We start from the raw sequence: 13,252 nt of genomic DNA, 5'->3' as shown, positions 1-13,252 counted from the left end.
CATTAACCCCAGAGTTTTTCCAGCTCATACAGGCGACGACTCTCTTCCTGCATGACATGGACAATCACATCGCCGAGATCGACAACCACCCAGTCAGCGGTCGCTTCACCTTCAACGCCAAGCGGTAACAGGCCTGCTGCACGCGATTCCTGAACAACGTGGTCGGCAATCGAAACAACATGACGCGTTGAAGTACCGGTGCAGATAATCATGCAGTCGGTGATGCTGGATTTACCCTTAACGTCGATAGCGATGATGTCCTGACCTTTCAGGTCATCAATTTTGTCGATAACAAAATCCTGGAGTGCTTTACCCTGCAAGTTTTCCCCCTGGGGTGAATGAGATTGTATAACTATGAATTCGTGGCCAGACAGTATACCTGAACTGACGCCAGTGTCGGGACAAATGTCTCCGGCCGGGCTTTTGAAGGCGGGTATCATCCCACCCTCCGCCTGAGATTGCATCGCCATTTTTGTAAAACAATTTCTGTAAAGCAATGATCGGCGGGAAAGTCTGGCAGCGGAGGATAACAGTATGGCTTAACCTGTCAAGGCAGGATAATCATTACGCCGCTTTTTCATGCGCCCCCGCTATGCGTCTGCGCTTTTCTGATACAACCCATGCGCGTGAATGTAGTCCAGCACAGATGATGGCAGCAGATCGTCACAGGCTAATCCCTGCTGCAGACGCTCGCGAATGAGGGTCGCAGAAATATCGAACCACGGCGTCTCTGCCAGATAAATCTTCCCGGCAGGCTGGTTGTGCAAGTCTTCAATATTGTCTGTGAGATGCGCCTCAAGCCACTGCTGGTACTGCTCTTCTCGCATGGTCAGCGGATAGCCCGGACGGCGACAGACAAGCAGGTGGCTGTTTTCCAGAATCGTTTCATACTGGTGCCAGGTGGGAAAATTGAGCAGGGAGTCCTGACCAATAATAAAGGCCAGCGGCGTGTCCGGCCCTTGCTCGGCTCGCCACTCCTGCAGCGTTTGCGACGTCCAGGACGGTGTGTTGCGGCGCAGTTCTCGCTCATCAAGGCTAAAAAGCGGTTTATCCGCGATAGCCAGAGTGAGCATCTCTTTTCTCTGCTCGCTGCTCGCCTCAGGTTGTGGACGGTGTGGCGGCACATTATTGGGCATGATGATTACGCGCTGAAGGCCGATCAGATTCGCCAGAATTTCAACCGGCTTCAGATGTCCGTAATGGACCGGGTCGAAGGTGCCACCGTACAGGGCCTGTAAAGAATGCATACTATCCATCGATAAATACGTCTGCCAGCGCCTTATGGCAGAGCAGCAGAGAGAGACTTTCCAGCTCCGCCCAGACCGACTGACCATAATCTTGTTTCAACGTAAGCTCAGCGCGCATCAGAAGCTGCACGGCCTGACGCAGCTGTTCATGACTCAGGCGGTTGATGGCCTCGGTGGTCATCGCCCGACGGTTTTGCCACACCCGATGTTTATCAAACAGCGAACGTAATGGCGTATGTGCAGACTGACGCTTGAGCGTAATCAGCAGTAATAATTCACGCTGAAGGGTGCGCAGCAAAATAACCGGTTCGCTACCTTCCAGGCGCAGCTGTTGCAGTATATGCAGGGCGCGTTTGCTTTTCGCTGCCAGCAGCGCATCCACCCAGTGGAAGGGCGTAAAGTGCGCGGCATCGTTAACGGCCTGCTCCACGCGTGGCAGTGTCAGCTTACCGTCTGGCCAGAGCAGGGAGAGCCTGTCCAGCGCCTGCGCCAGTGCCAGCAGGTTACCTTCATAGCAGTAGCAGAGAAGCTGGTTTGCGGCGTCGTCCAGCTGAAGATTGTTTTGCTTCGCTCTTGTCGCGACCCATTTTGGCAGATGGGATTGTTCAGGCGTCTGACAGGTCACCATAACCGCATTGGCCGCGAGCTGGGTAAACCAGGCCGCGTTTTCCTGCGCTTTGGTGAGCTTGTTGCCGCGCACAATAAACAGCAGATCGCTGTGCAGCAGACTGACCAGCGTTGCCAGCTGTTCATTGATGGCCGCGTTAGGGCCATTCTCCGGTAGCAGGATCTGGATGGTCTGGCGCGATGCGAAGAGGCTCATCGCCTGGCAAAGCGAGAAGAGGGCATTCCAGTCGGTGTTGTTATCCAGTTGGACGGTGTGGTGTTCATCAAAGCCCTGACCGGCCGCCGCCTGTCGGACGGCATCCAGGCTTTCCTGAAGTAATAACGGATCGTTTCCGAGAAGCAGATACGCCGCGCGCAGCCCTTCATTGAGCTGCGCGCGGAGTTGTTCAGGATACAGCCTGATCATCAGTTACCCATGGAGGCAGAAACAGGAGGCGTGGTGGCATCCGGTTTTTCGATGATGTCAGAACCCTGTTTCGTTGATGCGGCAACGCCCGGCAGCTTACGGATCAGCTGCTCTGCGGCCTTATCGTACATTTCGTTAATGATAATCTGCTGCTCGGCGTCTTTTGCCAGAGCCGTCTGCGGGTTATCGAAGAACGAACGGTACACTTTCGTGCTGATTGGGTAGATGTCTTTACCCGGGATCAGAACGGCAGCATTAACCGACAGGACCATCTGATACTCTGCGGTACGGCCGTCCTGGAAAATGGACGCCGTGTCTTTGGCTAAGGTTGAGCCCAGAACGCGCAGGGATGGAACATCCTGACGTAACGTCCCTTTCTCAATCAACTCAACATCGTTAAGACGCAGCTGGTTTCGAATTGCCCGGCTGAGTGGACCATTCGGATCCGATGAGTCGAAAATCATCGTTTTCATTTCAGCAGGCACTGCCGTGGTATTGCGCAGATGCCAGCCACAACCAGCGGTGACAAGCACCGCCAGAGATAAGAGTATTGTTGCCAGTTGTCGCACGTTTCCTCCCGCGCTTAGCCAACGACCAGATTCAGCAATTTACCCGGTACGTAGATCACTTTACGTACGGTAACGCCCTCAAGATATTTCGCAACCAGATGTTCCTGGCCTGCGCGTTCGCGAACCTGTTCTTCGGTAGCATCGACCGCCACGGTAATTTTACCGCGAACTTTGCCGTTAACCTGGACCACAACCAGCGTGGTGTTTTCCACCATCGCGGATTCGTCAGCCACTGGCCACGGTGCGTTGTCGATATCGCCTTCGCCTTTCAGCTCCTGCCAGAGGGTGAAGCTGACGTGCGGGGTGAACGGGTTCAACATGCGAACGACGGCCAGCAGCGCTTCACGCATTAAGGCACGATCCTGCTCGCCGTCCTGCGGGGCTTTTGCCAGCTTGTTCATCAGTTCCATAATAGCCGCAATTGCGGTATTGAAGGTCTGACGACGACCAATATCATCGGTCACTTTTGCAATCGTTTTATGAACATCACGACGCAGCGCCTGCTGATCTTCAGTCAGTGCCGCGACGTTCACTGCCGGAGCATCACCCTGAGAGGTGTGCTCGTAAACCAGTTTCCAGACACGCTTCAGGAAGCGGTTAGCCCCTTCAACGCCCGATTCCTGCCATTCCAGGGTCATGTCAGCTGGAGAGGCAAACATCATAAACAGACGCACGGTATCTGCGCCGTAACGCTCAACCATCACCTGAGGGTCGATGCCGTTGTTTTTAGACTTCGACATCTTGCTCATGCCGGTATAAACCAGTTCATGACCTTCGGCGTCTTTCGCCTTCACGATACGACCTTTCTCGTCGCGCTCAACGATCGCGTCAACCGGAGACACCCAGTTACGCTCGCCGTTCGCCCCGACGTAGTAGAAGGCATCGGCCAGCACCATGCCCTGACACAGCAGCTGTTTTGCTGGTTCGTCAGAGTTGACCATGCCTGCGTCGCGCATCAGCTTGTGGAAGAAGCGGAAGTAGAGCAGGTGCATGATGGCGTGTTCAATACCACCGATGTAGATGTCCACAGGCAGCCAGTAGTTTGCTGCATCGGAATCCAGCATGCCTTCCTGATACTGCGGGCAGGTGTAACGCGCGTAGTACCATGACGATTCCATAAAGGTATCAAAGGTGTCAGTTTCACGCAGCGCTGGCTGGCCGTTAACGGTCGTTTTTGCCCACTCAGGATCGGCTTTGATTGGGCTGGTGATACCGTCCATGATCACATCTTCCGGCAGGATCACCGGGAGTTGATCTTCTGGCGTTGGCATCACGGTACCATCTTCCAGCGTCACCATTGGGATAGGTGCTCCCCAGTAGCGCTGGCGAGAGACACCCCAGTCGCGCAGGCGGTAGTTGACTTTACGCTCACCGACGCCCAGCGACGCTAACTTGTCGGCAATCGCGTTGAAGCCATCTTCAAAGCTCAGACCGCTGAATTCACCCGAGTTGAACAGCGTGCCTTTTTCGGTCAGGGCTTGTGCGGAGAGGTCTGGCTCAGAACCGTCAGCCGCGAGGATGACAGGCTTGATGGTCAGGCCATATTTGGTGGCAAATTCGTAGTCACGCTGATCGTGGCCTGGAACGGCCATGACGGCACCCGTACCGTACTCCATCAGCACGAAGTTGGCTGCCCAGACAGGGATTGCTTCGCCCGTCAGGGGATGGATAGCCTTAAAGCCGGTATCAACGCCTTTCTTCTCCATCGTCGCCATGTCGGCTTCGGCCACTTTGGTGTTGCGGCACTCGTCGATGAAGGCCGCCAGTTCCGGGTTGTTTTCCGCGGCTTTCTGTGCCAGCGGGTGACCAGCGGCCACGGCCAGATAGGTCGCACCCATGAAGGTGTCCGGACGGGTAGTGTAGACGGTCAGAGTCCGATCGTCGTTCTCAACGTTGAAGGTGATCTCCACGCCTTCTGAACGGCCGATCCAGTTACGCTGCATGGTCTTGACGGTATCAGGCCAGTGATCCAGATTATCCAGATCGTTCAGCAGCTCGTCAGCGTAGGCGGTGATTTTGATAAACCACTGTGGGATCTCTTTACGCTCAACTTTGGTATCACAACGCCAGCAGCAGCCGTCGATAACCTGCTCGTTCGCCAGTACGGTCTGGTCGTTCGGGCACCAGTTAACGGCAGAGGTCTTCTTGTACACCAGGCCTTTTTTGTACAGCTCGGTGAAGAATTTCTGCTCCCAGCGGTAGTATTCCGGGGTGCAGGTCGCCAGCTCGCGGCTCCAGTCATAGCCAAAGCCCAGCATTTTGAGCTGGTTTTTCATGTACGCGATGTTGTCGTACGTCCACGGGGCAGGTGCCGTGTTGTTTTTGACCGCCGCGCCTTCTGCAGGCAGACCAAACGCATCCCAGCCGATTGGCTGCAGGACGTTTTTGCCGAGCATACGCTGATAGCGGGCAATCACATCACCAATGGTGTAGTTACGCACGTGGCCCATGTGTAGTCGACCAGAAGGATAGGGAAGCATCGACAGGCAGTAATACTTCTCTTTGCTCTCGTCTTCGGTTACTTCAAAGGTGCGCTTCTCGTCCCAGTGTTGCTGGACTTTTGATTCTATCTCTTCCGGGCGGTATTGCTCTTGCATGGCAGCCAGTGGTCCTGTTTTCAATACAGCTACAAATGTAGCCAATGGATGTGGTAATTCAGATCCGCATAGCATAGCCCAAACGCCCGCGCCAAAACAGCCTTTCGCACAAATGCGCGCGTGAGGAATTTGTCGGGTCTGTGGTTCACCTGGCAAAGCGGTGGCGAAATAAGGTCTATTATTAGAGTCAGTTACTTACCCGGGAGGCAAAATGATGAACAAGGTTGCTCAATTTTACCGAGAACTGGTGACAACACTGACGGAACGGCTGCGTAACGGCGAGCGTGATATCGATGCGCTGGTGGAACAGGCGCGGGCCCGCGTGACGCAAACGGGTGAGTTAACGCGAACCGAAGTGGAAGAGGTGACGCGCGCCGTACGCCGCGACCTGGAAGAGTTTGCGCGAAGCTACGAAGAGAGTCAGAACGAGGTTACCGACAGCGTTTTTATGCGGGTAATTAAAGAAAGCCTGTGGCAGGAGCTGGCGGATATCACCGATAAAACGCAGCTGGAGTGGCGTGAAGTCTTTCAGGATCTCAACCACCACGGGGTCTATCACAGCGGAGAAGTGGTCGGACTGGGGAATCTGGTGTGCGAGAAATGCCATCACCACATTGCAGTCTATACGCCGGATGTGTTGCCGCTGTGTCCAAAGTGTGGACACGATCAGTTCCAGCGTCGGCCGTTTGAGCCCTAAGTAAAAGCCGCCCTCTGCCTTCAGGTCAGAGGGAGGGCATCAGGCCACAGAGCAGTCTACCATGCCCGGTGGCCATCGCTTACCGGGCCTGACTGTAATAGCTGAGTCTTTCCGCCAGCAAATCCACGAACGCTTCCCGGTCGATATCCACCATCAGCGTGGTATTGGGTTGATTGCCCGTCAGTGAATAGTAGTCCACCACCGTCATACCCTGAGTGTATTTCCCCTGGGTTTCCACGCCCACCCACCGTTCTACTGTGGTAAACATCTCCGGTTTGAGCAGCCAGGCAATGGTGCACGGATCGTGCAGCGGCGCGCCGTGAAAACCCCATTTCTCGGCTTTGTGATACGCCATAAAGAAGTCCAGCAATTCTGCGACGGTTGTCGCCACCGGGTTGCCAATGGCACGAAAGCGCGCAATGTCGTGCGCCATTATTTGTGCGCGATGGGTGACGTCCAGGCCGGCCATGACAATCGGCAGGCCAGACTGGAAGACAATCTCTGCGGCTTCCGGATCGACAAAAATGTTGAACTCCGCCGCTGGCGTCCAGTTCCCGAGTCCCATTGCGCCGCCCATGATCACGATTCGGGCGATTTTACTGTGCAATTCCGGATGGCTGTTGAGCAGCAGCGCAACGTTGGTTTGCGGGCCGGTGGCCACCAGCGTGACCGGTTCCGCGCTTTCACGCAGCACTTTCGCCATCAACTCTACGGCGGTGCAGGGTTGCGCTTCAAACCCCGGTTCGGGCAGTGCCGGGCCATCCAGCCCACTTTCACCGTGCACGTTGTCGGCAATGATCAGATCGCGCATGAGCGGTTTGACAGCACCACCGGCGACCGGTATATCGGTGCGTTTGAGCAACGTCAGCATACGCAGGACATTACGCAGCGTTTTCTCCGGGGTCTGGTTTCCGGCAGAGGACGTAACGGCTTTGATGTCCAGTTCAGGGGAGGCAAGTGCAAGGACGAGGGCGATCGCGTCATCATGACCCGGGTCGCAATCGAGAAGGATAGGTTGTGCCATAGCGTGCTCCATACGTAGCATTATTTTGTGACAAGGTTAACGCTGCAATGTGACGCCGACGAGAAGAAGAGAGCTAAAGCGTGAAGCAGTGCGCAATCCGCAGATTGCGCACCGGGGAGATTAGTGCAGGATTTTGGCGAGGAAGTCTTTTGCTCGCTCGGATTTTGGATTGGCGAAGAACTCTTCTTTCGGCGAGTCTTCAACAATCTTCCCTTCGTCCATGAAGATCACGCGGTTCGCCACTTTGCGGGCAAAGCCCATTTCGTGGGTCACCACCATCATCGTCATCCCTTCGTGCGCCAGCTCAACCATTACGTCCAGCACTTCGTTGATCATCTCGGGATCGAGAGCGGAAGTCGGTTCATCAAACAGCATGGCGACCGGATCCATACACAGGGCCCGGGCAATAGCCACACGCTGCTGCTGACCGCCAGAGAGCTGCGCCGGGAATTTATCAGCATGCGCTGAGAGCCCCACGCGTTCCAGCAGCTTCAGACCTTTATCGCGCGCGAGCTTTTTATCGCGTTTCAGCACTTTTACCTGCGCCAGCGTCAGGTTCTCGATAATGGAGAGGTGCGGAAACAGCTCAAAGTGCTGGAACACCATGCCGACGTGGGAACGCAGCTGAGCAAGGTTGGTTTTCCTGTCATTGACTTTGGTGCCATTGACGAGGATCTCACCTTGCTGCACCGGCTCCAGGCCGTTAACGGTTTTGATCAGCGTGGATTTACCGGAGCCGGATGGCCCACATACCACCACCACGTCACCTTTTTTCACTTCGGTTGAGCAGTCGGTCAGCACCTGAAAGTGCCCATACCATTTAGAAACATTTTTCAGGGAAATCATTATACAGTCCTTTTCTTCAGCCAGCTGACCAACAGCGACGCGCTTAAACTAATCACAAAATAGACGCCACCCGCGAAGAGCACCATTTCGACCTGCGTACCGTCACGTTCACCGATGGTAGACGCGGTACGGAAGAAGTCTGCCAGGCTCAATACGTAGACCAGAGAGGTATCCTGGAACAGTACGATGCCCTGGGTCAGCAGGAGGGGAACCATGGCGCGAAACGCCTGCGGCAGAATAATGAGCTGCATGGATTGCCAGTGCGTCATCCCCAGCGCCAGCGCGGCGCTGGACTGCCCACGGGAAATACTCTGAATACCCGCTCGGATAATCTCTGAATAGTAAGCAGCCTCAAACATTGAGAACGCGACCATCGCGGAGATCAGGCGGATATCGGTTTTCGGCGACAGCCCCAGCACGTTTTGCAGAAAGCCGGGAACAATCAGGTAAAACCACAGCAGTACCATCACCAGGGGGATGGAGCGGAAAACGTTAACGTAGGCCGTGGCAAACCAGGCGAACGGTTTAAAGGCCGACAGGCGCATGACCGCCAGCAGGGTGCCCCAGACGATACCCACCACAATAGCAATCACGGTGATTTTTAAGGTGATCAGCAGGCCATCCAGCAGGTAAGGCATGGATGGAACGATAGAACTCCAGTCAAATTCGTACATTATTTGCCCCCCAGATTGCCCGGCAGGCGGATTTTGCGTTCAACCAGGTTCATCACCAGCATGATGAAAGTGTTAATCAGAACATAGGCGAGTGTGATCGCCGTGAAGGATTCCCACGCGTGGGCGGAATAATCCAGCAGCTTGCCCGCCTGTGCGGCCATATCCACCAGACCGATGGTCGAGGCGATGGCCGAGTTTTTCACCAGGTTCATCATCTCAGACGTCATTGGTGGAACAATGACGCGGTAAGCGTTAGGCAGCAGTACGTAGCGGTAAGTTTGTGGCAGCGTCAGGCCCATCGCCAGGCCAGCATTTTTTTGTCCGCGCGGCAGTGACTGAATGGCGGCACGCACCTGCTCGCAAACGCGCGCGGCGGTGAAGAGCCCCAGGCAGAGCATGGAAGAGACAAAGAACTGCACGTTCGGATCCAGTTCCGACTTAAACCACATGCCAATATTTTCCGGCAGCAGTTCCGGGACGACCAGATACCAGGTGAAAAATTGCACAATCAGCGGAACGTTACGGAACAGTTCCACATACAGGGTGCCGAGAGATGAGAGAAAACGGTTAGGTACGGTGCGCAAAATACCGAACAGTGAACCGACAAGAAACGCGATAATCCACGCCGTGATCGATAAGGCGACGGTAACCTGAAAACCGCTCCACAGCCAGCCAAGATAGGTGGTGTTGCCGAACGGGGCTTGTTGCAGGAATATGCCCCAGTTCCAGTCTATTGACATAATAAACTCCAGAAAAAAAAGGGTAGCAGCGCTACCCTCGAAGATTGGTGAGAAGCTCATTTTTCGCGCTGAGTGGGGAACGACCACTCAACGTATAGTCTGTCCATGCTTCCCGACAATCGAGAGGGCAGGAGATCCCGCCCCTGTTGTTCTAATTAGTTAAGAGCCTTGTCGTTTGGTGATTTGAACAGCGCTTTCATGTCGTCAGACAGTTCGAAGTTCATGTTAAGATTTTTGGGTGGAATCGGGTTCTTGAACCATTTATCGAACCATTTTTCCGCTTCACCGGAGGTCTGAACCTGAGCGATGGTGTCATCGATCAGCTTCTTGAACTGCGGATCGTCTTTACGTAGCATACAACCGTACGCTTCTTTAGATTGCGCCGTGCCGACGATATCCCAGTTGTCTGGTTTCTTCGCTTTTGCACGTTCGCCTGCCAGCAGGGCATCATCCATCATAAACGCCACAGCACGGCCACTTTCCAGGGTACGGAAAGAGTCGCCATGATCTTTCGCGCTGATGATGCGCATATCCATTTTCTTCTCGTCGTTCAGCTTGTGCAGCAACACTTCGGAAGTGGTACCGGAGGTAACAACGACGGCTTTGCCTTTCAGGTCCGCAAAGTCTTTGATCTCGCCGCCTTTCTTGGTCAGCAGGCGGGTGCCCACGACGAAGATGGTGTCAGAGAAGGCAGCCTGTTTCTGACGTTCAAGGTTGTTGGTGGTGGAACCGCACTCAAAATCGAACGTGCCGTTTTGCAGCAGTGGAATACGGTTTTGTGAAGTGATTGGAATCAGCTTCACCTGCAGGTCAGGTTTGTTCAGCTTTTTCTTCACAGCTTCAACGATAGCGTTGGAGTAATCCTGTGAATAGCCCACGACTTTTTGCGTGTTGTCGTAGTAAGAGAACGGGACAGAAGATTCACGGTGGCCGACCACGATCACGCCGTTTTTGGCAATCTTGTCGAGAGTGCTCCCGGCAGCCGGAGCATCTTCAGCGTGAACGACGCTTGCCGACATCCCCATAACCAGCATTGCTGTGGCCAGTTTACGTAATTGCATACCCAACTCCTTTCTTATCAGCGCCAGTGACGCATTGATACCCATTGTGATGTTGTTATATCTCGCGCTATGCGAGTGCAGTGTTATGCAAGCTTGTTAACATTTAGTCTGGCTTAATGTAAAGATTTTGCTGCGTTATTGTTTATTTTTGCGAAGCGCGCCGCACCAATCAGAGGCAAATATCTCTCGTTGCACCGTTTCGGTGCTACCGGTGATCTACGCTGGTGCGACGAAGTTGCACGTTAAGCCAAACTGCGTTTACGTGGGGAAATAAAGCAAGAGACGTGCCAGAAATGCCCTCTCCCAACGGGAGAGGGGAAGGGAGGGGAAATTATCGACGACGCTGACGCAAGCTCATCAGCACCGCGCCAAATCCGAACAGCGCGGTCAGGATCCACAGCGGCCAGTTGCCGGTGCGGGCATAAGGCGTCAGGCCCGTCGCAGGCGTGACGTTGGTCGTCAGCACTTCACGGGTGAACTGCGGGATCATGGCCTGGATTTCGCCCTGCGGGCCAATCACGGCGGTAATGCCATTGTTGGTGCTACGCAGCAGCGGGCGCGCCAGCTCCAGGGAGCGCATCCGCGCCATCTGGAAATGCTGCCACGGGCCAATCGACTTACCAAACCAGGCATCGTTGGAGATAGTCAGCAGGAAGTCAGTGTCCGGACGGAAGTTATCGCGCACCTGCTCGCCGAGGATAATTTCGTAGCAGATGGCCGCCGTCAGGGCAAAACCGTGCGCATGCAGCTGGGGCTGAACGTACGGGCCACGGCTGAATGAGGACATCGGCAGGTCAAAGAACGGTGCTAACGGGCGCAGAATGGACTCCAGCGGTACAAATTCGCCAAACGGTACCAGGTGATTCTTGTTATACCGGTCAGTGGAGTTGTAGCTGTATTCGCTGTCTTTACCCAGCGTAATGATGGTGTTGTAGGTGTCGTAGCGGTTCTGCTGATTCAGACGCGCATCGACAATCCCGGTAACCAGCGTACTGCCGCGAGCCAGCAGTAGATCGTTCATCATGTTCAGGAACGGCTGCTGGTTAATTTCCAGATCCGGAATCGCCGACTCTGGCCAGATGATCAGCTGCGATTTACCCATGACCGCCTCGGTGGCGTTAGCGTAGATCTTCAGCGTGTTCAGCAGCTCTTTCTCGTCCCATTTCATTGACTGAGGGATATTCCCCTGCACCATTGAAATCTGTGTAGTGCGCTCTGGCACCAGGCTGTACCACTGGATATAACGCAGTGGGAAAGGCAGGGCAACCAACACCAGCGCCACGACCAGCGTCTTCCAGTTATGTGTGACAAGCGCCAGGACCAGCAGTCCGCTCACCACCATCAACAGGAAGTTAATCGCTTCAACGCCCATTACCGGAGCAAGCCCCTTTAGCGGGCCATCAATCTGACTGTAACCGAACTGCAGCCACGGGAAGCCAGTCAGTACCCAGCCGCGAAGGAACTCGGTAATTTGCCAGACAACCGGCGCAGCAATGGCAACGCGCAGCCAGGTGGTTTTTGGCCACAGGCGAGAAAGGATACCCGCGAACAGACCGGTATAGAGCGAGAGATAAGCGGCCAGCAGTACCACGAGGAAGACGTTAACGGGTCCTGGCATACCGCCAAACTGAGCGATGCTGACATAGACCCAGTTGATGCCGGAGCCAAACAGCCCCAGTCCCCAGAAGTAGCCAATCGCTGCCGCCTGGACGGGACGACGATTCAGGGTTAAACCCTGAAGTCCCATCAGGGAGAGAATGGCTGCAGGCCAGATATCGTAAGGAGAAAAAGCCAGCGTTCCGCTGGCTCCGAGTAACAGCGCCAGCAGCAGACGTACGCGCTGGCGTTCAAGTAATGGGGCAAATGCCATTTACATTAATCTTCCAGTTTTGGCACCGGTGAGTCGTCCGGCGTTCTGACATGAACCTGTATAATACGTCGGCTGTCGGCCATTGCCACTTTGAACTGGTAACCGTCGATGTCAACGGTCTCGCCGCGTGCCGGAAGGTGGCCAAAGGCCTGCATCACCAGCCCGCCAATAGTATCGACCTCTTCATCGCTGAAATGGGTACTAAAGGCGTCGTTAAAGTCCTCAATCGAGGCCAGCGCGCGAACGGTCCAGGTGTGACGGCTAAGCTGACGGAAGTCGATATCCTCTTCTTCGTCATACTCATCTTCGATTTCGCCCACGATCAGCTCAAGGATATCTTCGATCGTGACGAGACCGGAAACGCCACCAAATTCATCAATAACAATCGCCATGTGGTAGCGCTGAGAGCGAAACTCTTTCAGCATCCGATCCACACGTTTACTTTCCGGCACAACCACGGCCTGGCGTAACACTTTTTCCATGCTGAAGGCTTCGGCATCGCTGCGCATAAACGGCAGCAGATCTTTCGCCATCAAAATCCCTTCAATGTGATCTTTATCTTCGCTGATGACCGGGAAACGCGAGTGTGCGGATTCGATGATCACATCGAGGCACTCGTCCAGAGTCTGGTTACGTTTCAGGGTGATCATCTGCGAGCGGGGGATCATGATGTCGCGAACGCGCTGGTCGGCGATGTCCATTACCCCTTCGAGCATTTCGCGCGTATCTTCATCGATAAGGTCGTTTTGCCCGGAATCACGAATCAGCTCCAGCAGTTCGTCACGGTTTTTAGGTTCGCCGTGGAAAAGCTGGTTCAGAATGAGGGAGAAAAATCCCTTTTTGGTGTTTGTCGTGTCGCTACTGTGTGAATTGTCGTCGCTCATGGCGTTTGTT

At 54.6% G+C, this 13,252-nt stretch carries 13 protein-coding genes; 1 reads left to right on the top strand and 12 read right to left on the bottom strand.

Annotated features, from left to right (window positions below; genetic code table 11):
• Nucleotides 1-2: 2 nt before the first annotated feature.
• The 5 genes from rsfS to leuS form a co-directional block, all read right to left on the bottom strand.
• Nucleotides 3-320 carry a ribosome silencing factor gene (gene rsfS / locus ACMVME_RS12745; protein ID WP_003858696.1) on the bottom strand — a complete coding sequence of 106 codons (318 nt, stop codon included), beginning with the start codon at nt 318-320 and terminating at the stop codon, nt 3-5.
• Nucleotides 321-590: 270 nt separating this feature from the next.
• Nucleotides 591-1,256, bottom strand: coding sequence for a nicotinate-nucleotide adenylyltransferase (nadD, locus tag ACMVME_RS12740; protein WP_032681426.1), 666 nt, complete (start codon nt 1,254-1,256; stop codon nt 591-593).
• Entirely contained in the window at nt 1,249-2,280 is a 1,032-nt protein-coding gene (gene holA / locus ACMVME_RS12735) for a DNA polymerase III subunit delta (protein ID WP_032677681.1), read from the bottom strand. The genes nadD and holA overlap by 8 nt, the downstream gene beginning before the upstream one ends.
• Nucleotides 2,280-2,849: an LPS assembly lipoprotein LptE gene (gene lptE, locus ACMVME_RS12730; protein ID WP_020884995.1), complete on the bottom strand. Its 570-nt coding sequence runs from the start codon at nt 2,847-2,849 to the stop codon at nt 2,280-2,282. The genes holA and lptE overlap by 1 nt, the downstream gene beginning before the upstream one ends.
• Nucleotides 2,850-2,863: 14 nt before the next feature.
• A complete protein-coding gene (gene leuS, locus ACMVME_RS12725) occupies nt 2,864-5,446 on the bottom strand; it encodes a leucine--tRNA ligase (RefSeq protein ID WP_020884994.1) in 2,583 nt (860 codons plus the stop codon).
• Between the two features lie 214 nt (nt 5,447-5,660).
• On the opposite strand from leuS, the gene ACMVME_RS12720 reads away from it, so the two are divergent.
• Nucleotides 5,661-6,143 (top strand): zinc ribbon-containing protein, encoded by a 483-nt coding sequence (locus ACMVME_RS12720; protein WP_025204671.1) that lies wholly within the window; start codon nt 5,661-5,663, stop codon nt 6,141-6,143.
• 79 nt (nt 6,144-6,222) lie between these two features.
• Here ACMVME_RS12720 and rihA read toward each other — a convergent pair whose 3' ends face one another.
• From rihA to corC, 7 genes are all read right to left on the bottom strand, one after another.
• A complete protein-coding gene (gene rihA / locus ACMVME_RS12715; RefSeq protein WP_032681425.1) occupies nt 6,223-7,167 on the bottom strand; it encodes a pyrimidine-specific ribonucleoside hydrolase RihA in 945 nt (314 codons plus the stop codon).
• Between the two features lie 120 nt (nt 7,168-7,287).
• The gene (locus ACMVME_RS12710; RefSeq protein ID WP_014169127.1) at nt 7,288-8,013 is read right to left on the bottom strand and encodes an amino acid ABC transporter ATP-binding protein; all 726 of its coding nucleotides are present in this window, start codon (nt 8,011-8,013) and stop codon (nt 7,288-7,290) included.
• Nucleotides 8,013-8,687: a glutamate/aspartate ABC transporter permease GltK gene (gene gltK / locus ACMVME_RS12705; protein WP_014169128.1), complete on the bottom strand. Its 675-nt coding sequence runs from the start codon at nt 8,685-8,687 to the stop codon at nt 8,013-8,015. Before gltK ends, ACMVME_RS12710 begins: the two co-directional genes overlap by 1 nt.
• The gene (locus ACMVME_RS12700; RefSeq protein WP_020884992.1) at nt 8,687-9,427 is read right to left on the bottom strand and encodes an amino acid ABC transporter permease; all 741 of its coding nucleotides are present in this window, start codon (nt 9,425-9,427) and stop codon (nt 8,687-8,689) included. Before ACMVME_RS12700 ends, gltK begins: the two co-directional genes overlap by 1 nt.
• 155 nt (nt 9,428-9,582) lie before the next feature.
• Nucleotides 9,583-10,488, bottom strand: a complete 906-nt coding sequence (locus ACMVME_RS12695; RefSeq protein ID WP_020884991.1) for an amino acid ABC transporter substrate-binding protein — start codon at nt 10,486-10,488, stop codon at nt 9,583-9,585.
• Between the two features lie 331 nt (nt 10,489-10,819).
• Nucleotides 10,820-12,358 carry an apolipoprotein N-acyltransferase gene (gene lnt, locus ACMVME_RS12690; protein ID WP_032681424.1) on the bottom strand — a complete coding sequence of 513 codons (1,539 nt, stop codon included), beginning with the start codon at nt 12,356-12,358 and terminating at the stop codon, nt 10,820-10,822.
• Nucleotides 12,359-12,363: 5 nt separating this feature from the next.
• Nucleotides 12,364-13,242 (bottom strand): CNNM family magnesium/cobalt transport protein CorC, encoded by an 879-nt coding sequence (gene corC / locus ACMVME_RS12685; protein WP_014169132.1) that lies wholly within the window; start codon nt 13,240-13,242, stop codon nt 12,364-12,366.
• Between the last annotated feature and the right edge of the window lie 10 nt (nt 13,243-13,252).

Origin of the sequence: Enterobacter cloacae complex sp. 2024EL-00711 (assembly GCF_047529885.1) — a bacterium.
GTDB lineage: Bacteria > Pseudomonadota > Gammaproteobacteria > Enterobacterales > Enterobacteriaceae > Enterobacter > Enterobacter ludwigii.
This window is presented reverse-complemented; position numbering and strand designations above follow the sequence as displayed.

What these genes read in the sequence shown, in the direction of transcription:
- nadD (WP_032681426.1), bottom strand. Translation starts at nt 1,256, where the DNA reads ATGGATAGTATGCATTCTTTACAGGCCCTGTACGGTGGCACCTTCGAC.
- holA (WP_032677681.1), bottom strand. Translation starts at nt 2,280, where the DNA reads ATGATCAGGCTGTATCCTGAACAACTCCGCGCGCAGCTCAATGAAGGG.
- leuS (WP_020884994.1), bottom strand. Translation starts at nt 5,446, where the DNA reads ATGCAAGAGCAATACCGCCCGGAAGAGATAGAATCAAAAGTCCAGCAA.
- ACMVME_RS12720 (WP_025204671.1), top strand. Translation starts at nt 5,661, where the DNA reads ATGAACAAGGTTGCTCAATTTTACCGAGAACTGGTGACAACACTGACG.
- rihA (WP_032681425.1), bottom strand. Translation starts at nt 7,167, where the DNA reads ATGGCACAACCTATCCTTCTCGATTGCGACCCGGGTCATGATGACGCG.
- ACMVME_RS12710 (WP_014169127.1), bottom strand. Translation starts at nt 8,013, where the DNA reads ATGATTTCCCTGAAAAATGTTTCTAAATGGTATGGGCACTTTCAGGTG.
- gltK (WP_014169128.1), bottom strand. Translation starts at nt 8,687, where the DNA reads ATGTACGAATTTGACTGGAGTTCTATCGTTCCATCCATGCCTTACCTG.
- ACMVME_RS12700 (WP_020884992.1), bottom strand. Translation starts at nt 9,427, where the DNA reads ATGTCAATAGACTGGAACTGGGGCATATTCCTGCAACAAGCCCCGTTC.
- ACMVME_RS12695 (WP_020884991.1), bottom strand. Translation starts at nt 10,488, where the DNA reads ATGCAATTACGTAAACTGGCCACAGCAATGCTGGTTATGGGGATGTCG.
- lnt (WP_032681424.1), bottom strand. Translation starts at nt 12,358, where the DNA reads ATGGCATTTGCCCCATTACTTGAACGCCAGCGCGTACGTCTGCTGCTG.
- corC (WP_014169132.1), bottom strand. Translation starts at nt 13,242, where the DNA reads ATGAGCGACGACAATTCACACAGTAGCGACACGACAAACACCAAAAAG.